The organism is Patulibacter brassicae (assembly GCF_033949425.1).
In the GTDB taxonomy this organism is placed as follows: Bacteria; Actinomycetota; Thermoleophilia; order Solirubrobacterales; family Solirubrobacteraceae; genus Patulibacter; species Patulibacter brassicae.
Map to the genome: position 1 here is coordinate 773,254 of NZ_JAXAVX010000001.1, position 22,127 is coordinate 795,380.

The 22,127-nt window shown below is 74.0% G+C and carries 20 protein-coding genes; 7 read left to right on the plus strand and 13 right to left on the minus strand.

Annotated features, from left to right (window positions below; genetic code table 11):
* Window positions 1–83 precede the first annotated feature (83 nt).
* Window positions 84–1,730, plus strand: coding sequence for a DHA2 family efflux MFS transporter permease subunit (locus SK069_RS03585; RefSeq protein WP_319952808.1), 1,647 nt, complete (start codon window positions 84–86; stop codon window positions 1,728–1,730).
* 15 nt (window positions 1,731–1,745) lie between these two features.
* Here SK069_RS03585 and SK069_RS03590 read toward each other — a convergent pair whose 3' ends face one another.
* Complete coding sequence (locus tag SK069_RS03590; protein ID WP_319952809.1) at window positions 1,746–2,363, minus strand: TetR/AcrR family transcriptional regulator; 618 nt, start codon at window positions 2,361–2,363, stop codon at window positions 1,746–1,748.
* An 80-nt stretch (window positions 2,364–2,443) separates the two neighbouring features.
* Between SK069_RS03590 and SK069_RS03595 the strand changes: the two genes are divergently transcribed.
* The gene (locus SK069_RS03595) at window positions 2,444–4,030 is read left to right on the plus strand and encodes an alpha/beta hydrolase (RefSeq protein ID WP_319952810.1); all 1,587 of its coding nucleotides are present in this window, start codon (window positions 2,444–2,446) and stop codon (window positions 4,028–4,030) included.
* A gap of 50 nt (window positions 4,031–4,080) precedes the next feature.
* On the opposite strand, the gene SK069_RS03600 is transcribed toward SK069_RS03595, so the two are convergent.
* Window positions 4,081–4,944 (minus strand): class I SAM-dependent methyltransferase, encoded by an 864-nt coding sequence (locus SK069_RS03600; protein WP_319952811.1) that lies wholly within the window; start codon window positions 4,942–4,944, stop codon window positions 4,081–4,083.
* A gap of 41 nt (window positions 4,945–4,985) precedes the next feature.
* On the opposite strand from SK069_RS03600, the gene SK069_RS03605 reads away from it, so the two are divergent.
* A complete protein-coding gene (locus tag SK069_RS03605) occupies window positions 4,986–5,441 on the plus strand; it encodes a helix-turn-helix domain-containing protein (RefSeq protein WP_319952812.1) in 456 nt (151 codons plus the stop codon).
* Between the two features lie 136 nt (window positions 5,442–5,577).
* Here SK069_RS03605 and SK069_RS03610 read toward each other — a convergent pair whose 3' ends face one another.
* Entirely contained in the window at window positions 5,578–7,047 is a 1,470-nt protein-coding gene (locus SK069_RS03610) for a glutamate decarboxylase (protein ID WP_319952813.1), read from the minus strand.
* 78 nt (window positions 7,048–7,125) lie between these two features.
* On the opposite strand from SK069_RS03610, the gene SK069_RS03615 reads away from it, so the two are divergent.
* The gene (locus tag SK069_RS03615; RefSeq protein ID WP_319952814.1) at window positions 7,126–7,344 is read left to right on the plus strand and encodes a DUF6458 family protein; all 219 of its coding nucleotides are present in this window, start codon (window positions 7,126–7,128) and stop codon (window positions 7,342–7,344) included.
* A 49-nt stretch (window positions 7,345–7,393) separates the two neighbouring features.
* Here SK069_RS03615 and SK069_RS03620 read toward each other — a convergent pair whose 3' ends face one another.
* From SK069_RS03620 to SK069_RS03635, 4 genes are all read right to left on the minus strand, one after another.
* Complete coding sequence (locus SK069_RS03620) at window positions 7,394–8,353, minus strand: hypothetical protein (protein ID WP_319952815.1); 960 nt, start codon at window positions 8,351–8,353, stop codon at window positions 7,394–7,396.
* 472 nt (window positions 8,354–8,825) lie between these two features.
* Window positions 8,826–10,052, minus strand: coding sequence for a PucR family transcriptional regulator (locus SK069_RS03625; RefSeq protein WP_319952816.1), 1,227 nt, complete (start codon window positions 10,050–10,052; stop codon window positions 8,826–8,828).
* A 72-nt stretch (window positions 10,053–10,124) separates the two neighbouring features.
* Window positions 10,125–10,883 carry an SDR family NAD(P)-dependent oxidoreductase gene (locus SK069_RS03630; protein WP_319952817.1) on the minus strand — a complete coding sequence of 253 codons (759 nt, stop codon included), beginning with the start codon at window positions 10,881–10,883 and terminating at the stop codon, window positions 10,125–10,127.
* Window positions 10,884–10,916: 33 nt separating this feature from the next.
* Window positions 10,917–11,327, minus strand: coding sequence for a thiolase C-terminal domain-containing protein (locus SK069_RS03635; protein ID WP_319952818.1), 411 nt, complete (start codon window positions 11,325–11,327; stop codon window positions 10,917–10,919).
* A 76-nt stretch (window positions 11,328–11,403) separates the two neighbouring features.
* Between SK069_RS03635 and SK069_RS03640 the strand changes: the two genes are divergently transcribed.
* The gene (locus SK069_RS03640) at window positions 11,404–12,048 is read left to right on the plus strand and encodes a PucR family transcriptional regulator (protein WP_319952819.1); all 645 of its coding nucleotides are present in this window, start codon (window positions 11,404–11,406) and stop codon (window positions 12,046–12,048) included.
* A 275-nt stretch (window positions 12,049–12,323) separates the two neighbouring features.
* On the opposite strand, the gene SK069_RS03645 is transcribed toward SK069_RS03640, so the two are convergent.
* Window positions 12,324–13,004 (minus strand): dienelactone hydrolase family protein, encoded by a 681-nt coding sequence (locus SK069_RS03645; protein WP_319952820.1) that lies wholly within the window; start codon window positions 13,002–13,004, stop codon window positions 12,324–12,326.
* Window positions 13,005–13,239: 235 nt separating this feature from the next.
* On the opposite strand from SK069_RS03645, the gene SK069_RS03650 reads away from it, so the two are divergent.
* Window positions 13,240–14,799, plus strand: coding sequence for an FAD-dependent oxidoreductase (locus tag SK069_RS03650; RefSeq protein WP_319952821.1), 1,560 nt, complete (start codon window positions 13,240–13,242; stop codon window positions 14,797–14,799).
* Window positions 14,800–16,227: 1,428 nt separating this feature from the next.
* On the opposite strand, the gene SK069_RS03655 is transcribed toward SK069_RS03650, so the two are convergent.
* From SK069_RS03655 to SK069_RS03675, 5 genes are all read right to left on the minus strand, one after another.
* The gene (locus SK069_RS03655; protein ID WP_319952822.1) at window positions 16,228–16,626 is read right to left on the minus strand and encodes a PaaI family thioesterase; all 399 of its coding nucleotides are present in this window, start codon (window positions 16,624–16,626) and stop codon (window positions 16,228–16,230) included.
* A 74-nt stretch (window positions 16,627–16,700) separates the two neighbouring features.
* Window positions 16,701–17,720 (minus strand): BtrH N-terminal domain-containing protein, encoded by a 1,020-nt coding sequence (locus SK069_RS03660; protein WP_319952823.1) that lies wholly within the window; start codon window positions 17,718–17,720, stop codon window positions 16,701–16,703.
* A 31-nt stretch (window positions 17,721–17,751) separates the two neighbouring features.
* A complete protein-coding gene (locus SK069_RS03665; protein ID WP_319952824.1) occupies window positions 17,752–18,993 on the minus strand; it encodes an NAD(P)/FAD-dependent oxidoreductase in 1,242 nt (413 codons plus the stop codon).
* Between the two features lie 33 nt (window positions 18,994–19,026).
* Window positions 19,027–20,472, minus strand: coding sequence for a cytochrome P450 (locus tag SK069_RS03670; protein ID WP_319952825.1), 1,446 nt, complete (start codon window positions 20,470–20,472; stop codon window positions 19,027–19,029).
* A 45-nt stretch (window positions 20,473–20,517) separates the two neighbouring features.
* Window positions 20,518–20,838 carry a 2Fe-2S iron-sulfur cluster-binding protein gene (locus tag SK069_RS03675; protein ID WP_319952826.1) on the minus strand — a complete coding sequence of 107 codons (321 nt, stop codon included), beginning with the start codon at window positions 20,836–20,838 and terminating at the stop codon, window positions 20,518–20,520.
* 310 nt (window positions 20,839–21,148) lie between these two features.
* On the opposite strand from SK069_RS03675, the gene SK069_RS03680 reads away from it, so the two are divergent.
* Window positions 21,149–21,766, plus strand: coding sequence for a TetR/AcrR family transcriptional regulator (locus tag SK069_RS03680; RefSeq protein ID WP_319952827.1), 618 nt, complete (start codon window positions 21,149–21,151; stop codon window positions 21,764–21,766).
* Window positions 21,767–22,127 lie beyond the last annotated feature (361 nt).

A 22,127-nucleotide genomic window follows, 5' to 3' on the forward strand; every position in this document is an offset into this window, starting at 1 on the left:
GCCGAGCGCCCCCGGCCGATCCGGGCGCGCGGGAGCGGCCGGTTTGAGCCGGAGGCGGCGAACCCCGAGAATCGGCGACGAGCATGGCGACCCCGCGACCCCCCGCTCCCGCCGACGCCCGCACGAAGCGCCTGACGCTGCTGGCGTGCGTGCTGGCGTCGACGATCGTGATGATCGACGGCAGCGTCGTCGGCGTCGCGCTGCCGGAGATCCGCGACGACCTCGGCGGCGGCCTCGCCGGCCAGCAGTGGGTGACGAACGGTTACCTCCTGACGCTCGGGTCGCTGCTGCTCGTCGCGGGCTCGATCGGCGACGTCCTCGGCGCGCGGCGGGTGTTCCTCTTCGGCGTCGTCGGGTTCGGCGTCACCTCGGTGCTCTGCGCGTTCGCGCCGACGATCGAGGTACTCGTGCTCGGCCGGGCGCTGCAGGGCGCCTCGGGCGCGGCGCTGACGCCGGCGGCGCTCGCGGTCATCGTCTCGGTCTTCGACGCCGACGAGCGCAACCGGGCGATCGGCACCTGGACGGCGTGGAGCGGGATCGGCGCCGCGATCGGGCCGGTCCTCGGCGGCTGGCTCGTCGACGTCGCCTCCTGGCACTGGGTGTTCCTCATCAACGTCCCCCTCGTCGTGGGGACCGTCGTGCTCGTCGCGCGCGTCATCCCCGCCGACCGGACCCGCGACCGCACGCGCCACGTCGACGTGCCCGGCGCGCTGCTCTGCGCCGCCGGTCTCGGCGGCCTGACCTTCGGGCTGATCCGCCAGCCGCTCGGCGGGTGGGGCGCGCCGGACGTCGCGCTGCCGCTCGCGGTCGGGGCCGTGCTGCTCGTGCTCTTCGTCGTGCACGAGGACCGCTCGCCGGACTCGATGCTGCCGCTCGGGCTCTTCCGCCGGCGGAACTTCGTCGTCGGCAACGTCGAGACGCTCGTCATGTACGGCGGGCTCTCGCTCCTGACGTTCTACCTCGTGATCTTCCTCCAGCAGGTCGCCGGCTGGGACGCGCTGGAGGCCGGCGCCGCGCTCGTCCCCGTGACCGCCGTGATGCTCGTCCTCGCCGGGCGCTTCGGCGCGCTCGCCGACCGGCACGGGCCGCGGCTGTTCATGGGGCTCGGGCCGCTGATCGCCGGCGCCGGCCTGCTGCTGCTCCTGCGCCTGGACGCCGACGTCTCCTACGTCGCCGACCTGCTGCCGGCCGTCGCCCTCTTCGCGCTCGGCCTGTCGATGACCGTCGCGCCGCTCACGGCCACCGTGCTCGCCGACGCCGAGGCCCGCAACGCCGGCGCGGCGTCGGGCGTGAACAACGCGGTCGCCCGCGTGGCCGGGCTCGTCGCCGTCGCGGTGGTGGGCATCGCCGTGTCGGCGAGCTTCGGCTCCGCCGTCGACGACCGGCTGGACGGCACGACGCTCGGCCCGACGGCGAGCCGTGCGGCCGACGCGCTGCGCGACGGCCCGTTCTCGCGTCCGGAGCTCGACGGCACGTCCGCCGCGGAGGCCGCGGCGCTGCGCAGCGCGGCCGGCGAGGCGGGCGTCTCGGCGTTCCGGCTCGGCATGGGGATCGCCGGCGGACTGCTCATCGCCGGCGGGCTGATCGGGGCCGCCGGCATCCGCAACCCGCGACGGGTCGTCCTCGCCGCCGACTGCGCCGGCGGGCAGGTCGTCGGCCAGCCGGGCGACGTCGGGAACGCCGAGGCGGTGCCGACGTCAGCGGCCGCGACGGGCACGACGCCGACGTGACCCGCCGCCGCACGCTCAGGTCCGCGGGCGCAGGCCCTCGAGCAGCACGTCGACCATCTGCGTGAGCGCGTCGGCGGAGCTGACCTTCGTCGTGCGCGAGAAGTCCGGCTCGGTGAACCGCAGCACGGCGGAGAACATCATCTCGGCGACGACCGGCGCGATCACCGGCCGGATCTCCTCGGCCAGGACGGCCTCGGCGATCATCCGCTCCAGCGCGTCGCGGCAGACGGTGACCCAGCGGTCGAAGAGCATCCGCGCCGGCGGGTGGCCGCGGACCGCGTCGAGGAAGCGCGGCCCGAGCGCGGAGAAGTCCCGCGCGCCGACGGTGAGCATCGCCCCCATGCTCTCGACGTGCGTGTCGGCGGCCTCGATCGCGGCGAGCCCGCGCTCGGAGATGCGGAACATCATCCGGTCGAGCACGAGGAGCAGCAGGTCCTCCTTGCTCGGCGCGATCTCGTACAGCGTGCTGCGCGAGCAGCCGACCTCGGTGGCGAGATCGCCCATCCGGATCCCGCGGATGCCCTCCCGCAGGAAGATCGGCTCGATCGCGTGGAGCACCTCCTCCTGACGGGGTGAGAAGCGTTGACGGCCGGGCGTCGCCGCCCCGCCGGGAAACCGCGTCTCGAAGGGCATCTCCCGAGGCTAGCAACGGGGTTCCGCCCACCCTTCGGACAGAATCCGTAATCCATACCACCGTCTGGTACACCTAGGGGGTGCTGCGCAACGGATCCGGCCCTCGACGACCCCTGCCGCGCCGGATCGCGTGGGTGCTCGCGGTCGCGAGCTGCGCGGTCGGGACCGCGGCGGTCGGGGCCGCCCCGGCGCTCGCCGCCGGACCACGCGTGACCGAGGAGCGGCGGATCTCGGACCGGGTGCGGGTCCTGACGATCGCCACGGACGCCTTCGCGAAGCCGACGAACGTCGACGTGTTCCTCCCGGTCGGGTACGACGCCGACCCGCACCGCCGCTGGCCGGTGACGTACGTGACCGCCGGGACGCAGAACAACTACGACTCGTTCCGCAAGGTCGTCAAGGGCGTGGCGCTCACCGAGCGCTACCCGTCGATCATCGTCTCGCCCGACGGCAACAGCGGCTACTGGAGCGACTGGTACAACGGCGGCGCCGGCGGCGCGCCGAAGTACGAGACGTTCGTCATCGATCAGCTCATCCCGCTGATCGACGGCCGGTACCGGACGGTCGCCGACCGCGCGCAGCGCGTGATCTTCGGCATCTCGATGGGCGGCTACGGCGCGATGATGCTCGCCGCCCGCCACCCGGACCGCTTCGCCGCCGTGGCCAGCCTCTCCGGTGCGGTGAACAGCAACGACCCCCTGCTGGCCGGCGCGCTCTCGGCGAGCTCGACCTTCGACGGCGGCGCACCGGACGCGATCTACGGGCCGCGGTCGACGCAGGAGGTGCGCTGGCGCGGCCACAACCCGCTCGATCTGGCCGAGAACCTGCGCGATCTCGACCTGCAGGTGCGGACCGCCAACGGGACGCTGAACCCCGGGATCGGCGAGCAGGCGCTGTCCGCCGACCTCGTCTCGTGCGCGGTCGAGGGCGGCGTCCACACCGGCAGCGTCGACTTCCACCGCCGGCTCCTGGCGATCGGCAAGGCCCACGTCTGGAAGGACTACGGCCCCGGCTGCCACACCGTCCCGAACTTCAAGCGCGAGATCGTCGACGCGCTGGGCGGGCTGGCGAAGGTCCTCGCCGCGCCGCCGGCGGCCCCCGCGACGGTCGACTACCGCACGATCGAGCCGCGCTTCGACGTCTGGGACTGGCAGGTCGCCGTCGACCCGCAGCGGGCCCTGGAGTTCCTGCGTCTGCAGGGCGACCGCGACGCGATGCGCTTCACCGGCTCGGGCCGCACGAGCGTCGCCACGCCGGCGGCGTACCGCGGACTGGCGCTCGTCGACGTCGACGGCACGCCGACGCCCGTGGACGCCGAGGGGCGCGTGCGCTTCACCGTCGACCTCGGCCCGCCCAACCGCGTCCAGCAGTACACGGGCGCCGCGACGCGGTTCGCGACCCGGCGCGTCGCCTTCGCGCCCCACGCCGTCCTGCGGATCACGTCGGCCCGGCGCGTGCGCCGGGGCGTGCGCGCCTGCGTGGAGGCGATCGGCGGCGCCGTCCGCGGGGCACGTCTGCGGGCCGGATCGCGGACGGCGCGGATCGACGCCGACGGCCAGGTGCGCTGCCGCGTGCTGCGGTCCCCGCGCGCGACGCGCGTGCGGGCCTCCGGCGCCGACGCGTTCGGGCATCCGGCCCGCGCCACGGCGCGGGTCCGCCGGCGCTGAGCGCGGCGGCCGGCGGACGCGTCGACGGACGCGGGCGAGCTGGCGCCGAGCTAGGCGGCCGGCGCGACGGCCCGCGCGAGCCAGCAGGCGGCGTCGAAGCGCACGTCGTCCCCGTGCACGAACGGCGCCATCGCCGCGCGCGCGGCGGCGAGCACCGCGTCGCGCTCCGCAGGATCGACCGCGTCCAGCGCCGCGCCGAGGGGCCCGAGGCGCTCGACGTACTCCGGCAGCCGGTGCGCGGGCAGCGTGCAGGGCACGTCGACCGGGACGAGCTCGACCGCCTCCCACCCGGCGGCGCGGAGGATCGCCGTGAACCGGTCGCGGTCGGCGAGCCCGAACTGCCCGGGGCCGTCGGTCGGGAACCGGCCCGCCGCGGGCAACCAGCGCTCGGTGGCCCGGCCGGCCGCGGTCATGAACGGGTTCTCCTCCGGCGCGCGCCAGGTCAGGACGCGCAGCGCCGCGCCCGGCCGGCACGCCGCGCGCACGTGGGCGAAGGCCGCGGTCGGGTCGTCGAAGAACATCACCCCGAACCGCGAGGTCACGGCGTCGAAGCGGCCCGCCTGGAACGGGTACGTGGCAGCGTCGCCGAGCACCACCTCGACCGGCGCACCCCGACGCGCGACGCGTTCGCGCGCCGCCGCCACGAGGGGCGCCGAGACGTCGACCGCGACGATCCGCGCGTCGCCGCCGAGCGCGTCGGCCGCGGCGAGCGAGAGCGCCCCGCCGCCGCACCCGACGTCGAGGACCTCCCGCGCGCCGACGTCGGCGAGCTCGCCGGCCAGCAACGCGGCGAGCGGCGCGAACATGCCGTCGAGGACGTCGCCGAGGTCGGTCCAGGCGCGGCCCGCCGCGCCGTTCCAGCGGGTCGCCTGGCTCGGTCCTGCGTGGATCGGGGTGGGGGTCTCGTCGGGCACGACTGCGATCATCCAACCTCAGGTCGACCTGAGGTCAAGCGATGGATCTGGACATCGGCGAGGTCGTGCGGGCGTCCGGGCTCCCCGCCTCCACGCTGCACTACTACGAGGAGCGCGGGCTCATCCGACCCACGGCCCGGCGCGGCCTGCGCCGGCAGTACGCGGCGGGCGTGCTCGACCGCCTCGCGGTCGTGGCGCTCGGGCGGGTCGCCGGCTTCTCGCTGGACGAGATCGGCGCGATGCTCGGCGACGACGACGCGGTGCGCATCGATCGACCCGCGCTGCTCGCCCGCGCCGACGCCGTCGACGCGACGATCCATCGGCTCGAGGCGGTCCGCGACGGCTTGCGCCACGTCGCCGCGTGCCCCGCCCCGCGGCACGTCGACTGCCCGACGTTCCGAGGGCTGCTGGACGACGCGCTGCGCGGCGCGCTCCCCTCCCCCGCGCGCGGCGCGGGCCTGCGGCGGGCTCGACCGGGGCGATCGGGGAGCCCGTGAGGAGGAACCGCAGCGGCAGGCCGCCCCGCTGGTTGGTCGTCGTCGGATCCGCCTGCCACCGACGCGCCTCGTCGTCGCCGGCGGGCGGGACGCCGGCCGGCTCGGGGGCGGCGCAGGATCGCGCCCGGCGACCCGGTCAGTCGCGGCGGCGCGTGCCGGCCTGCCGGTGCGCGCCGTGGGAGAAGTCCGCGTGCTCGGCGCCCCGGAGCGGGGCGGGCTGCCGCGCGAGGCGCGCCAGGGCGCGACGGACGTCGGCGAGCAGGAGGTCGGCGAGGTCGTCGCTGAAGCCGTTGCGCACCACGACGCGCAGGACGTGGAGGTCGTCGCGGGCCTCGACGAACGGGTAGGCCGGGACGAGCCAGCCGCGCTCGCGCAGCGTCGCCGAGACGTCGTAGACCGAGAAGGCGTCGACGTCGTCGGCGAGCGTCACGGCGAACACCGGCAGCTCGTCTCCGCGCGTGAGCGGGCGGAACGCGCCCGTCGCCTCGAGCCCGTCGGCGAGGCGCATCGCCGTGTCGCGCGAGCCCTGCTGCACCCGCCGGTAGCCGTCCATGCCCAGGCGCAGGAACTGGAAGTACTGGGCGACGACCTGCGCCCCCGGCCGCGAGAAGTTCAGCGCGAAGGTCGGCATGTCGCCGCCGAGGTAGCTCACGTGGAAGACGAGCTCCTCGGGCAGCAGCGCCGGCTCGCGCCACAGCGCCCATCCCACGCCGGGGTAGACGAGCCCGTACTTGTGCCCCGACGCGTTGATCGACGCCACGCGCGGTAGCCGGAAGTCCCAGACGAGCTCCTCGTCGAGGAACGGCGCGACGAACCCGCCCGACGCCGCGTCGACGTGCAGCGGGACGTCGAGGCCCGTGCGCGCCTGCAGGTCGTCGAGCGCCGCGGCGATCTCGGCGATCGGCTCGTAGGAGCCGTCGAACGTCGAGCCGAGGATCCCGACGACGCCGATCGTCCGCTCGTCGCAGCGCTCCACCGCCGTCGGCGCGTCGAGGTGGAAGCGCTCCCCCTCCATCGGCACGAGCCGCGGCTCGACGTCCCAGTAGCGGGCGAACTTCTCCCAGCAGACCTGGACGTTGGCGCCCATGACGATGTTCGGGCGATCGGTCGGCTCGCCCGCGGCGCGACGCCGCGCCTCCCACCGCCGCTTCAGCGCGAGGCCCGCGAGCATCGCCGCCTCGCTGGAGCCGGTCGTCGAGCAGCCCACCGCGGTCGTCGCGCCGGTCGTCGCCGTCGCGTCGGCGGGCGCCTCGCCGTCCCGCGCGGGGGCGTTCCACAGCCGGCCGAGCATCGCGACGCAGCGGGCCTCGAGCTCCGCCGTCTGCGGGTACTCGTCCTTGTCGATCATGTTCTTGTCGAACACCGACGCCATGAGCTCGCGCGCCTCGGGCTCCATCCACGTCGTCACGAACGTCGCGAGGTTCAGCCGCGCGTTGCCGTCGAGCAGCAGCTCGTCCTGCACGATCCGCTGCGCGGCCCGCGGGTCCATGCTCGCCGCGGGCAGCGCGTCGCGCGGGACCTCGCCGGCCGCGGGGTGGTGCAGGGGGTTGACCGCCAGCGACGGGCAACGCGCGCTGGCGGAGGAACCGGACCGGTGCAGCGACATGGCCCGACCCTAGGGGACGCGGGGCCCGGTGCCCGGGTCCCATGCGTGGCGATCGCCGGCTCCGGGTACCGAGCAGGCATGTCCATCGGCACCAGCCTCTTCCTCATCGCCGTGGGCGCGATCCTGCGCTTCGCCGTCACGGCGTCGGTCGCGGGCGTGAAGCTCGAGACCGTCGGCCTCATCCTCATGATCGTCGGCGCCCTGGGCCTGATCCTCAGCCTGCTCGTGCTGAACCGTGCGCGGGGCGTCGTCGTCGAGCGGCCCGTCGACCCGTACCGCGGGGAACCGCGCCCCTGATCCCGCGTCCGCCGGGGGCGGCGCCGACCCGCCCCCCGACGCGGTCGCCTCAGCCGGTGAGCTCGACGTAGAAGCGCTTGCGCGCGCCGTCGGTCGTCGCCGAGCCGTCGCTGTTGCGCGGGCTCACGACGAGGGCGTTCTCCGTCTTCGCGCCGTCCGGGGCGCACGTCACGACGTTCGCCACCTGGCAGCGGGCCGCGGAGATCTCGCCCGAGAAGCTCGGGTCCGCGCCGGCGGTGCCGTCCACGTCGACCTCGTTCTGCAGCGCGATCGTCGCGGTGATGCCGTGGCCGGCGACCGTCGAGCCGGCGTCGAGGTAGCAGTTGTCGTTCGTGCCGTAGCAGTCGATGACCTTGAACCCGCCCGACTGCTCCTCGATCTCGCCCTTCTCGTTCACCAGGGCCCAGCGCGACTTCGCGGCCGCGGCCTGCTCCGACGCCTCCTTCGCGGCGATCGCGGCGGCGCCCTTCGCGAGATCCTCGGCGTGGAGGCCGTCGACGCGGTCGGCGTTCAAGCCGGTCGCCACCCCGGTGGCATTCGTCGTGAACGGGCGCGTCTGATCCCCGCCGTTGGCGACGCTGATGTCGCCGCCGAGCGTGCCCCGGGTCGCCCGGAACTCGAAGGCGAGCCCGGTCGACAGGTTGTTCGCTCGCAGGCAGGGGTTCTTCAGGTCGTTCGGCGCCGTCCGGGCGGTCGAGCGGCAGCCGTAGATCGCGCCGCCCCCGGTCGTCGACAGATTCGACTGGCGCGTCGAGTAGCCGCCCTTCTGCCCCGGTCCCGCGTCCGTGGTGGCGATGACCTCGGTCTCGTCGGTGGAGGCGTTGCGCTCCCCGAGGATGAGGTTCCCGCCGGTCGCGGCGTACGTCAGCGGGGCGATCCCGAAGGCCAGGACGCCGGCCCCGACGAGGACGGCGCGGGTGCGGCCGGTGCCGCGGCGCGGCAGCAGGCGCCGCACGCCGCGGCGCTCGCGCTCGGGGGTGGTCTCGGCCTGATCGTGCTCGAGGTGCATGGGGGTGCTCCCTTCGTCGTTCGGTCCGTGCCCGGCTGCCCCGGATGCCGGGGCGCCGGATGTCCCCAACAGGTGCCGGCGACGAGGCCCGATGCGCGGTCTACGCCGTCCGACCCCCCGGCCGTCGGGGGGTCGCGCGCGGGGATGCGGCCGCTCGCGGAGCGGCCCGTCGGCGACGACCGAGGCGCGCCGTCGCGCGCCGGTCCTCTGGCGACGACGAGGAGGCGCGACCGCCGCCAGACGGACCGCGGCCCGGGTTCGGGATTCGCCGGGCGCGGGCCCCGGCCCGCCGCAACTTCCTCCCGGCGGCCCGGTTCCGGGAGGCATCGGCACCCCTCCGACCCGTCGACTCGATCCCGCGCCGGCCCCGCGCCGCGCCCCCTCCCGCGGTTCACGGCGCGGTCGGGCCACGGGGGTCGCCCGGCCGCGCCGGCCGCCTTCGGCCAGGGGAGCGCGCGGCCACCCGAACGGGTCAGGTGACGACGCGCCGCAGGCGCAGCGCCACGGAGAGCTCCGTGCGGCGCTGGGCCAGCGGCGCGTCGAGCAGCTCCTCCGCCTGGCGCAGCCGGTTGCGGACGGTGTGCTCGTGGACCCCGAGCGCAGCGGCCGCGCTGACGTGGCTGCCGGTCTCCAGCCAGGCGGCGATCGTCTCGCGCAGGCGGGCGCTGCGCTCGTCCTCGCCGCCGATCGGCCCGAGCACGGACCGGACGAAGGTCGCCGCCTGCTCCTCCTCGCCGAGCAGCAGCGCCTCGAGCCGGACGTCGGCGAACCAGGACGTCCGCACGCCGAGCGCCTGGCCGACGCGCAGCGCCTGACGCGCCTGGTGCAGGGTGTCGCGCAGGCCCGCGAACCCGTCGGCCGGGTCGCTCACCCCGGCCGGCAGCCCCAGCGCGTCGAGCTCCCGGCGGAACGCGCGCTGCTGCGCCGCGGACGGCGGCGTCGCGCGACCGATCCACAGCGCCCAGCCGTGGACGCTGTCCTGGTGCAGCAGCCCGTCGGGCGCCTCGAGGGCGAGCCGCAGCCGCTCCAGCGCGCGCTCCGCCGCCACGCGGTCGTCCGCGACGAGCGCGACCGCGCGGTGGGTCAGCAGGCAGTCGTAGCGCAGGGTCGTCGCGGCGTCGGCGGGCGCCGGCTCGTGGCTGCCGTCGAGGATCTGCCGCAGCATGAGCATCCGCTGGTGCAGGCGCGCCCGGTCGAGCTCGCGCCGGTGCTCCTCGTAGCGCTCGAGCACCGTCATGAGGATCGAGTCGATGTAGTCGAAGAGCGTCCGGACCGGCTCGAGCAGCAGCGGCACGAGCGCCTCCGCATCGTCGCCCGCGGCGTCCCGGGCCGCGGCGACCCACTGCTCCCAGATCTCCCACTGCCCGATCCGGTAGCCGCGCTCCACGCTGCTCGTCGGCTCGCCGAGCCGGGCGAGGACGTCCATCAGCGCGATCGCGCCGACCGGCTCGGCGGCCGCGATCCGCAGCCGGCCGGCGATGACGTCGAGCACGGCCTGCACGTTGTCGTGGACGCTCTCGTCGAGGGCCGCGAGGAACTCCTCGTCGCCGGCCCGCGTCGGGAAGACCTCGTGGAGCACCCGCGCCAGCACCCGCGCGGACATCGCCCGCGCGTCGATGCGGTCGGCGAGGCTCCGGGCGGCCGCCGGCATCCGGGCCCGGTCCGCGCGGCGCCCGGTGGTCTCCTCCGTCGCCTCCACGGCCCGACCCTACCGCCGCGCCCGCGGGCCGACCACGACCCGGCGCGGCGTTCGCGCGGCGCCCGGACCGCGTCAGAGGAGGCTCGCGGAGAGGCCGCCGTCGAGCACGTAGTGCGCCCCCGTCGTCCACCCCGCGCGGTCCGAGGCGAGGTAGGCGACGGTCTCGGCGACCTCCGCCGCCGTCCCGAGCCGGCCCTGCTTCGCCGCGACGAGCTCGGGGAAGGACGCGCCGAGCGCCGCCTCGATCGCGACCGCCGCGCGGTCGACCATCGCCGTGTCGACGAACCCCGGGCAGACGGCGTTCACGCGGATCCCGGCGTCGCGCAGCTCGACCGCGGCGGTCCGGGTCAGCTGGATGACCCCGGCCTTCGACGCGCAGTAGGCCCCGAGCAGCGGACAGCCGTTCATCCCGGCGACGGAGGCGAGGTTCACGATCGTCCCGCGGCTCTCGGCGAGGGCGGGGAGCGCGTGCTTCATCCCGAGCCAGACGCCGGTGAGGTTCACGCTCGTGAGCCGCCGGAAGTCCTCCTCGCGCATGTCGAGCAGCGGCTGGACGATCTCGATGCCGGCGTTGTTCACGAGCACGTCGAGCCCGCCGAGCTCCTCGACGGTCGTCGCGACGGCGCCGGCGACCTGCTCGCCGACGGTGACGTCGCACGCGACGGAGCGGGCGGCGTCCCCGAGCGCGGCGGCGGTGCCGGCCGCCTCCTCGGCGTCGGCGTCGGCGAGCATCACGGTGGCGCCGCGCTCGACGAAGAGCTCGGCGACGGCGCGGCCGATGCCGCGGGCGCCGCCGGTGACGAGCGCCCGGCGGCCTGCGAGATCCTGCATGGGGTCCTCCTGTGGGTGGTGGGTGCGTCGCCGTCAGGCGACGAGGACGTGGACCGCGCACGACGCGGCCGCGCCGTGGACGAACGCGCCGAGGGTGTGGGTCAGGGCGACGCGGGCGCCAGGCACCTGGCGCTCTCCCGCGTCGCCGCGCAGCTGCAGCACCGCCTCGCCGACCTGCGCGCAGCCGGTCGCGCCGATCGGGTGCCCGCGGGCGCCGAGGCCGCCGGACGGGTTGATCGCGACGGTGCCGTCGATCGCCGACGCGCCGGCCTCGGTGAACGGCCCGCCCTCGCCCTTGGCGCAGAAGCCGAGGTCCTCGGCGTGCAGCACCTCGGCGATCGAGAAGCAGTCGTGGACCTCGGCGAGGTCGACGTCGTCGGCCGCGATGCCGGCGTCCGCGTAGGCGCGCTCGGCGGCGGCGCGCGTGAGCGCGAACCCCGTCATGTCGCCGAGCGGCTCGTAGGCGCTCGACGGCGCGAGCGCGGGCGGGGGCGACGCGGCGACGCGCCTGCTGGAGCTCGTGCGGGGGCTCGTCGCGAAGCGGGCGCTCGGCCGCGGGAGCGGGGCGCTCGCCGTCCGGCGGGCGACGGAGGTCCTCGTCGCGCTGCCGCCCGAGCTCGACGACCGCGTCGACGAGCTGCTCGAGGCGGTCCGGACCGCGGCGCGCGCGGAGGTCGGCGCGCTCTGCATCGGCGTCGGATCGCGCAGCGTCGACCTGGCCTCCTCGGCGCGCGCGGCGAGCTCGTGCCTGCGCCTCGCCCGTAGCGCGCCGGGCGGGGGCTCGGCCGTGCACTACGACGCGTTCGGCTCCCTGCGGTTCCTCCTCGACGCGGCGGACGTCGCCAACGCGGCGCTCGTCGCGCGGGAGCCGCTCGCGCCGCTCCTGGCGCACGACCGCGCGCACCGCACCCCGCTGCTGGAGACGACGCGGGCGTTCCTGGACGCCGGGGGACACCACGGCCGCTGCGCAGCGCGATGTCACATCGCGCCGAGCTCGCTGAAGTACCGGCTCGCGAAGATCGAGCAGGTCCTCGGCGCGCACCCGAGCGATCCCGAGCTCGGGTTCCGGCTCACCCTCGCGTTCAAGGTCCACGACCTGCTCGAGGTGCTCGGCGTCGGAACGGAGCCGGACGCGGACGCCCGACCCGCCGCCCACGCCGGGTGAGGCTCAGCGGTCCGGCGGCGAGCGGCGTGCGCGCAGCAGCTCGCTGACGCGGCCCTCGAGCGCCCGGCGGCGGCGGGCGTCGAGGCGGGCGACGCCCTCGCGCGGCGGTCGCGGCGGTGATCCGGGACGGGCCCCGGGGCGGGGCCGGGACGAGGGGGTTGTGGTGGGCGCCGCGTCGCGCGTGGCGTTCGGGGCTCCGAGCTCGTTGCGCATGCCCCGGGGATACCCCGACGGGTCGCGCGCATGCGCACGAGCGGCGGGGTCCCGATCGTCGCTCACGCCCGGATCCAGCGCTCGCCGCCGCGCAGCCGCGCCAGGAGCCCGGCCGGCTCCTCGCCGAGCAGGACGGTCGCGGTGAACGCGCTCGCGAGGCCGTCGAAGCGGCGGTGATGGCGCAGCATCGCGTGACGGCCGCCCGCGACGAGGACGAAGGCGCTGTCGGCACCGCGGCGCTCGAGCTCGCGCGCGAGGGCGGCGGCCGGCTCGATCCGCGCGATCCGGTCCTGGTCGCCGTGGACGGTGAGGAACGACCGCCCGCCGAGCACCCGCGGCCCGTCGCCGGGCAGGAGGTACGGCGCGAGCGCCACGACGCTGCGCACCCCGTCCTCCGACGAGGCCAGGAGCGCCGCGCGACCACCGAGCGAATGCCCGACGAGCCCCGTCGGCAGGCGCCGGCCGAACCGGTCCGCCAGGTGCGCCAGCGCCCACCGGACGTCGTCGACCGGCGTCGGCGCACCGGCCCAGCCACGGGCGCTGTTGAGCATCCGCACCACGGCGAGGCGGCCCCGGCCCTCGCGCGCCAGCCGGCGGGCGATCGGGACCATCCGCAGCACCGACAGCTGCCGCGGGCTCACCATCATCCGCTCGCGCCGGCTGCCGCCGCCGTGCAGCACGAGGACGAGCCCCTGCGGATCGTCGGGCACGCGGACGTCGATCAGGCGGGGCTCGTCGGACACGGCGCTCTCCTACCCCGGCGCGCTCGCCGGCACGCCGGCGCGGCCCGCCCGGCGAACGCGGGTCGCCCGCGCGCTGCGCCATCGCGACCGATGCGCGTGGCCGCCCCCGACGACCGCGGACGTGTACCGCCCGCCACCCCGGGTAGCCGATGCTCCGACGCGCCCGGGCACGCCCGGCGGGCACGGCGCGTCGTCCGCCATCCCCGCCGCCGACCGATCGGAGCCGCCGAGCGCCATGACGAACCCCGCGACGACCTCGCTGTGGGACGCGACCGCCCACGACGCGCCCTCCCGCGTGCCGGGCGATCTCGGCGGTGACCGGGACGTCATCGTCATCGGCGCCGGGATCGTCGGCGTGACGCTCGCGCTCGAGCTCGCGCGCCGCGGTCGCGACGTGCTCGTCGTCGAGGCCCGGCGCGTGGGCAGCGGCGTGACCGGCTCGACGACCGGCAAGGTCACCGCAGCCCACGGCCTGCGCTACGACGAGCTGCGCCGCACGATCGGCCTCGAGCGGACGCGGCTGTACGCCGAGGCCAACCAGCGCGCCACGGAGTGGGTGCGGGCGACCGTCCACGACGAGGCGATCGACTCCGACTGGCGCGACCGCTCCGCCTACACGTACACGAGCGACCCCGCGCGGGAGCGCCAGCTCGAGCGCGAGGCCGAGGCGACGATCGCCGCCGGTCTCCCCGCGGAGCTCGTCCGCGGGGTCCCGGGGCCGACCGCGGTCGTCGCCGGGGTGCGCGTCGACGGCGGCGGCGAGATGCACGCCCGCAACTACGTGCAGGCGCTGGCGACCCTCGCCGAGCGCGCCGGCGCCACGATCGCCGAGGGCGTGCGCGTGACGGCGGTGCGCGAGGCGGGCGGCCGCGTCCGCACCGCCGAGCACGGCGAGCTGCGGGCCGCCCACGTCGTGGTCGCCACGCACTTCCCGATCCTCGACCGCGGCCTCTACTTCGCCCGGATGGAGCCCCAGCGCTCGTACGCGATCGCGGCCGGGCCCGTCCAGGAGCTGCCGCCGGGCAGCTGGTACGACGTCGGATCGCCGACGCGCTCGATCCGCACCGCCGCCGGACCCGACGGCCGGGACGTCCTCGTCGTCGGCGGCGAGGGCCATCCGTCGGGCAAGGAGTCCCGCACCGAGGAGCGCTACGCGCGGCTCGCGTCCTGGACGACGGAGCACCTGGGCTCCGCGACGGTCACGCACCGCTGGTCGTCGCAGGACCCGCGAACGCCGGACCGGGCGCCGTTCGTGGGGCCGCTCCGCCCCGGGAGCGGCTCGCTCTGGACCGCGACCGGCTTCGACAAGTGGGGCCTCAGCGGCGGCACCGCGGCCGCGCACGCGCTGGCGCGGCGGATCCTCGGCGAGGAGGACCGCTACGCGGCGCTCTGGAGCCCCTCGCGGCCGCGGCAGCTGCTCGCGCCCCGGGCGGCCCTGCGCCTCGCGCAGTGGAACGCCGACGTGCCGCTGCACCTCGTCGGCGACCGGCTGCGACCCAGCGGCGAGGAACCGTCCGCGCTGCGTCCCGGCGAGGGACGCATCGTGCGCCACCGCGGCAAGCGGACCGCCGCCTTCCGCGGCGTCGACGGCGCCCTGCACCTGCACTCGCCGGTCTGCACGCACATGAGCTGCGAGCTGCGCTTCAACGACGCCGAGCACTCGTGGGACTGCCCGTGCCACGGGTCCCGCTTCGACGCCGCCGACGGCACCGTCCTCGAGGGCCCGGCGGTCCAGCCGCTCGCGCGTCGCCCGGCCGGGGGCCAGGTCGCCGGCGAACGCGCGCACGGGCGGTGAACGAGCCGACCTGTGAAGCTGGTCGTTCGATGGCGTTGTTCTTGGCGTGGACCCGTGGAGGAGTTGACACTTCGGCTGCGAGGAATGAGTTCCCGGACAGGCGAGACCCGGAAGCACCGCAAGTTCACCGCGCAGCAGAAGACCGAACTCGTGATCGCGTCGCTGCGCGGCCAGACGACCGTGGCGCGGTCGGTGTCGCGAGCACGACGTTTCCGAAACGTTCTTGTGCAGGGGGCGCGAGCAGTTCCTCGCCCGGGCCCCCAGCCACTTTCGGGCAAGGCCGAGCGCAGCGAGAATGACGACCTCCGCGCCCAGGTCCAAGCTCGAGCAGGCACTCGGCCGCACGAACACGGAGATCGAGGTCGCGAGGGAACTCTTGCGGGATGGGAGTGAGCGAGCGCGTTCCCCGGTGCCGCGAACTCGTCGCGCAAGGCCGCCCGGTCGCGCCCGTCGCCAGGGTCGCTCGGATCAGCCGGCGGGCGATCTACCGTCGCCCGGAGCGTCCTCCAAACGGCTGCGCCGATGCCTGGACGTCGGGGATCGCCACGTCCTCGAAGTCGCGCGAGCGAACCCGACCGACGGCACCCGGACGGTCGCCACACAGACCGGTGGGCCGGTGAACCGCAGCGGACCCAGCGATTGATGCGCGAGCACCAGCTGCTGCAACTCAAGCGCTCCGAGGGGCGCCCAAGCGCCCTGGGTCCTTCGAGGTCACCCGGCCCGACGAACTCTGACATATGGATATGACCTCGATCCGGGTCACCAAGTACGGCTGGACCTATCTGAACGCGAGCACCCCGGCAGATCACGGCTGGAGGCTCGAGGTTCGGTGCCGTGCTGATGAGGCGATCACGGCTCGGGACCATGCCGGCCTGGAGCGCGCGACCGTCCGCGACCCTGACGCTGGGAACCGACACCGGGCACCGCCTACACCGGCAAGCGCTTTCGCGCCCCGCCCCGCCTCGCCGAGCGCGAGATCGCTCATCGTCGTGGCGGCTACCCCGACCCGGAGTCCCAGCGTTCATCGAGTCGTGGTTCGGCAAGCTCAAACAGGGCTGCGTCTGGCGCGAGGAGTTCAAGGCCCTCGACCACGCCCGGGTCGTGATCGGCGCCTACATTGGGACCTATCATGACCGGCCCCAACCCAGGAATGGAGCTACAAGACCCCGGCGCAGGTCGCCGGCACCTGGAAACACTGACCCGAACCGACCAATCCCAGCGGCCTGAAGCGTCAGCGCCCACGGGATCCACCCCGATAGCCGAGTTCTTTCCCGACGGCGTTGGCAGGTGTCGCGCCGCACCGGACCGCAGAACTCCACGCCCGGTTAGATGCTCCGGTAGCCGGAGCGAGGAGGGCCTTCAGGAATCCCCGAGCAACGGGACGTGGTACGTCTCACGTGATGCGGAGACCGGTCGCTGCGGATGTGCTCATAGGCTGGGTCCCCAGTCGGCCCAGTTGGGGAGCAGCGTCCGGCCGCCTTTCTCAAAGTGCGCGACTTCGACGGCGAGAAAGAGCGCGCGTGCCTGTGCGACCGGTTGGCCGTCGATGGAGAGGTCCGCTCGGAGGTGCAACTTTCGATCGACGCGTTGTTCCAGCCACCGCTCGACGATCATCTCTGTCTGCAGGAGCGCTGGTGCGCGGTAGTCGACGCTGAGGTTCGCGGTGACGGCAGGGGTGCCGAGGACGACGAGGAGCAGTCCGAGGGTGTCGTCCAGGACGGTGGCGATTGCGCCGCCGTGCACAATCCCGGGCGCGCCCTCGTGGCGGTCGTCGAAGGTGACGTTGCCGCGGACGCAGTCACCGTCGACGTGCAGGCGGAGCCCCATGCCGCAGGGGTTCTGCGATCCGCAGCCCAGGCAGTTGGGGTGATGCTCGGGAATCGACCCGTCGGGCGCGACCCTCACAGCAACGCCTCGAGCGCCTCGAGCGCGGCGTACTCGAGGTGGTCGATGCGCTTGACGTTCTCGCGCGCTGCGTTGAGGTCGTGCGACGCGGCACTGGCGGCCAGGGCCTCCCACTGTTCTGAGAGGGCGGTGGCGACGGTCGCGGCCTCCGCGACGGCGCGGTCCCGCAGGGTGTCTGCTGCGGCCTGGAGATACTCGGCCTGGAGGGAGCGGAACATCGCGCCGCCGGTGCCGGCCTTGATGATCAGGACGGCCAGGAGGCCGAGGACTTGCGGGAGGGTGTCCTTGAACATGTCGGGCCAGGCGGGGAAGGCGCTGGCGAAGTGCGTCACGCCGGCCAGGCCGGCGCTGCCGTGAAGGCCGCCGACGGCGTCGGGCTTCTCGCGCATGTTCCTCGACGTCGTCGCCGCGGCGGCCCTCACCGCGTCATGCAGGTCAGGGAGGGCGGCCGGCCAGTCGTACCGAAAGCGGGTGCAGCGGTTGGGGCTCGGGAACCCGGTCGAGTTCAACGCGCGGCGCAGGCTGGCGTAGGAGCAGGGCTGTAGCTCGTCGCGGTCGTTGTCGGCGACCCATGCGATCTGCTGGTCGTCGTCGTAGGCGCAGATCACGATCGCGTGGCGGGTGTTGACCATCCGCACCCGCAGGTACTCGAGGTGCGCGATGTCGGCCCAGACCAGCGGCGGGTCGCCCTGGTCGATCGCGTCCTTGATGGCCTGCCAGCCCCGATCGGGATCGTCGGTGCTCTGGACGTGGACGGTGCCGCCGAGGTGCGCGGCGATGTCGTGCTCCAACGAGCCGACCCGGCCGACGAGGTAGAACGGAACGCCTGGCAGCTGGTCGCCGTAGAAGAACCCGTAACCGCCGGAAAGCCCGAAGACCAGCGATTCGCTGAGCGGCCCGGTGCCGTAGTCCAGGCCGTGGTACTCGAGCAGGTCGCGCAGCGCACCGGACGCGCAGTGACCGGCGCGGCGGTGCGGGAACGATTGGGGGATCGACGGGGCGGCGGGAATGCTCACGACGCAACCTCCATGGAAAGGGTGGTCGGGGTCATCGGGCGGTCGCGGTGGGGGCGCTTAGGAGCGACGCCAGCTGGATGTCGGGGTCGGTCAGGTGGGCGGGGTCGGGGTGCAGGCCTTCGGTGATCGCGCGCTTGCTGAACATGAACTCCTTGGGGCGATTCACGCAGTCCGCGGCGATCAGCCGCCCGTCGGCGAGGTAGAAGCACGCAAAGCTGCGACCGTCGGCCGGGTCACCGCGCAGCACGATCTGATCGTGACCGGTGCTCAGGCCGGCGATCTGCAGCTTGAGGTCGTACTGGTCGGACCAGAACCACGGCAGCGCGGAGATGGGCTTCTCGTTGCCGCAGATTGCGCCGGCGATCGCCTTGGCGTGCTCGTTGGCGTTGGCGACGCACTCCAGCCGCATCCGCGTCCCGTACCGCGCGTCGAAATGATTGGCGCAGTCACCGGCGGCGAAGACCCGGGGGTCGTCGGTGCGGCCGTGCTCGTCGACGACGATCCCGTCCTGTACCTCGATGCCGGCGTCGCGGGCCAATTCGACGTTGGGCAGGACGCCGACCCCGACGATCACGAGGTCCGCGGGGATCTCGGTGCCGTCCGTGAGGCGGACCGCCCGGACGTGCCCGTCGCCCTGAAACCCCGCGACGCCGACGCCGGTCCTGAGGTCGACGCCTTCCTCGCGGTGCACGCGGTCGTAGAAGGCGGAGACCTCGGGGGCGGTGACGCGCTGCAGCACGCGGGCGGCGACCTCGAGGACCGTCACCTCGACCTCCAGCTTGCGCAGCGACGCGGCGGCCTCCAGGCCGATGTAGCCGGCGCCGACGATGACGGCCCGGCCGGCGGTCCGGAGGGTGCCCCGGATCGCCTCGATGTCGGCGGCGTCGCGCAGGGCGTGCACGCCGTCAAGGTCGTCGCCGGGGACGTCCAGCGGCCGCGGCCGCGCGCCGGTGCAGAGCACGAGGTGGTCGTAGGCCAGTCGCTCGCCGTCGTCGAGCTCGACGGTGTTGTTTTCGCGGTCGATCCCGGTGACGCGGGCGTGCCGGAAGCCCACGTCCTCCTTCTCGTAGAACTCGGGCTTGCGGATCAGGAGGTCGTCGAGCGTCGTCGTCCCGTGAAGGAACGTCTTGGACAGCGGCGGCCGCTGGTAGGGCAGCGACGGCTCGTCGCCGACCAGCACGATCTCGCCGTCGAAGCCGCCCCGGCGCAGGCTCAGGCAGAGCTGCGCGCTCGCGTGCCCGGCGCCGACCACGATCACCCGTCCGTGTCCCATCCCCGTCCCCTCGTCGCTCGTCGCCGTCGCGGCTCAGGCGCCCGAGGTCGCCTCGACCCGCACCGGCTCCTGCTCGCGCTCGGGCTTCGGGGTGAGCTGAACCTGCATGTCGCTGTAGCCCTTGACGAAGTTCGACTGCACGTAGCCGGGCTCGCCGACGACCTCGATGCGGTCGAACCGCTCGAGCAGCTCCTCCCACAGGATCCGCAGCTGCATCTCGGCGAGCCGGTTGCCCATGCAGCGGTGCACGCCGAACCCGAACGACATGTGGTTGCGGGCGTTCTTGCGGTCGATGATCAGCCGATCGGCGTCCTCGAACTTCGCCTCGTCGCGGTTGCCCGACGCGTACCACATGAGGATCGGGTCGCCCTTGCGGATGAACTGCCCGCGGAAGTGGAGGTCGCGGGTCGCGACGCGGCGCATGTAGGCCAGCGGGGTCTGCCAGCGGATGATCTCCGAGACCATGTTCGGGATCAGCTTCGGGTCGGCCTTGAGCTTCTCGAACTCGTCCGGGAACCGGTTGAGGGCCAGGACGCCGCCGGACATCGAGTTGCGGGTGGTGTCGTTGCCGCCGACGATCAGGAGCGTGAGGTTGCCGAGGAACTCGAACGGCTTCTTGATGAGGTCCTTCGTGTCCTCCGACGTCTGCATCAGCGTGATCAGGTCGAAGCCGTCCGGCTCGCCCGCGGCCCGCCGCGCCGCCTTGTCGTGCCACAACGCCGTGAAGCTCCGGGCCAGCTCCTGCGCCGCAGGGAACACGTCGTCCTGGTGGGTCGTGCCGCCGGTGGCGTCCGCGGAACCGCTGATCGTGTCGGACCAGTAGGTGAGCTTGTGCCGCTGCTCGTAGGGGAAATCCAGCAGCGTCGCGAGCATCCGGCCGGTGATCTCCTTCGAGACGCGCTCGACCCAATCGAAGGGCCGGTCGGTCGGCAGGTTGTCGAGGACGTCCTGCACGCGCTCGCGAATCAGCGACTCCATCTCCCTGAGGTTCCTCGGGGCGACGACGCCCTGCACCGCCCGGCGCTGCACGTCGTGCTTCGGCGGGTCCATCGCGATGAACATCTCGGCATTGAACGGCGGCGGCCCGAGCACGATGAACGGCTCGGCCGAGAAGTCGTCCGGGTTGGAGTCCACGGCCTGGATGTCGGCGTACCGGGTGATCGACCAGAACGGACCGAACGGGCTGTCGGCCTGGTAGTGGACCGGCGCCTCCTCGCGCAAACGCTTGAAGTACGGGTACCACTGGCCCTGGCGGTTCATGAACGGGTTGCTGACGTCGATCCGCTCCAGCGGCACATCGGCCGGGTCCGGGATCGGCTGCTCCTTGAACACCAAGGGCTTGTCGCCCCCGACCAGGCGCTTGGCCCGCAGAGCGAGGCTCACTCCCTGGATGACGCGTTCAGCAGGCACGGTCGCCTGCAGGATGTCGCTCGCCCGGACCTTCGTCCGCTCGATGAGGTTGCTCTCGGTCTTCGGCATGGTGGTTCGCTTCCCTTGTTCGTGGTCCGTGGTGCTTCGACGCGCTTACATCTGGAACTCGGGCAGGTGCACGACGAGCCCGTCGAAGTCCGACGACGCGCGCAACTGGCACCCGAGACGCGAGTTCGCGGCGCACTCCGCCGACATCTCCACCATCGCGCTCTCCTCGTCCGAGCGCGTCCCCGTGGTCCCGATCCACGCGTCGTCGACGATCACGTGGCACGTGCCGCACGACGCCTCGCCGCCACAGTCGCCGTCGATCCCCGGCACGCCGTTGTTCGTGGCGAGCTCCATCAACGAGACGCCCTCCACCAGCTCGACCTCGTGCGCGGTGCCGTCGTGCTCGACGAACGTGATAGTGCCCATGGTGTTCACCTCTTCGGATGACGATGATGGCCGCAGCCGCTGTGTTCGCGCCGACGACACTCCGATACGTTTCGAACGTACCACTTTTGTGCGCCGATCGGAGAAAAATCCGGATGGCAGCGCTCCGGTCCCGGCAGGCGCCACGTCGTCCGATGAGCGGCAGCGCCGAGCTCCCGTCGTTCCGGGATACTGAAGACGCCCGGGGCGCGATCCCATTCCGCTCTCCCGGGCGGAGGTCGCCACTCACCGGGCCCCTCTTCACCGCGCCCCGCCCACCCGACCCAGGCTCAGCCCCGATCCAGCGCCATCCATGAGCCGGCCGACGCACCTGACCCGCAAGGGCGCCGAGCGCGCCGAGCAGATTCTCGAAGCGACGCTGCGGTGCCTCGCCCGCGACGGGTACGCGGACACGTCCCTGCAGCGGGTAGCAGAGGAGGCCGGGGTTCCGAAGCGTGCGATCTCGTACTACTTCGTGTCTCGTGATGGCCTGCTGATCGAGGCGGCGGACCACCTGATCGCGCGTCTCGTCGGGCAGATCATGCAAGCGGTCGAGGCACTCGATGACGCGGACAGCATCATCGACATCGGTCTCAGCGCCTCGTGGGACGGATTGACACGGGACCGGGCACTGCTCGTCGCGTGGCTCGGTCTGCAGACGGAGGCGATCACCAATGCATCGCTCGCCCCGGCCGCGGCCGCCGCGTCGGACCAGCTGCGTCGCATGATCGACGCTCTGATCGACGCTCACCGAGCCCGTGGGGGCCGGCTCATGTTCCCGCAGCAGACCGTGCAGATCACGACGCTCGCCTGGATCCAGGGGCTCGCGCTGGAATGGGCCAGCACGGGGTCCACGCCGGCGCTCGAAGACGCCATCGACGCCTTCCGCGCGTGGCTGAAGGCGGCGGCGCACCCGTCGAGCCGTCTGTAGGAGCGGACCTCGAGTCGGTGGTCCGACGGTCGCGGAGCACGTGCGAGCATCGACCGTCCGATCGGCTCGGGCGACGCGGCGATGACTGAGACCCAGGGTGTCGTCCGCCGAGCTTCGCGATCTCCGAGCCGCGGTGGTTAAGCGGTCCGCGGCGTGGGCCTGGGGACCGCGAGGCTGCGGCAGGGGTGCCGCGGCGCGTACGTCCGCAGTCTTCCCCGATCGGGGAATTCCATGTACGCTGAAGCAATGGTCCAGCACGACGACCTCACTGGTCCGTACCCCCGTTCGACGCTGACACGCTTGGTCCTGCGCTGCCGGCCCGGGCGCTCTCGCGCGACCCTGCAAGGGGTCAGGTGCCTGG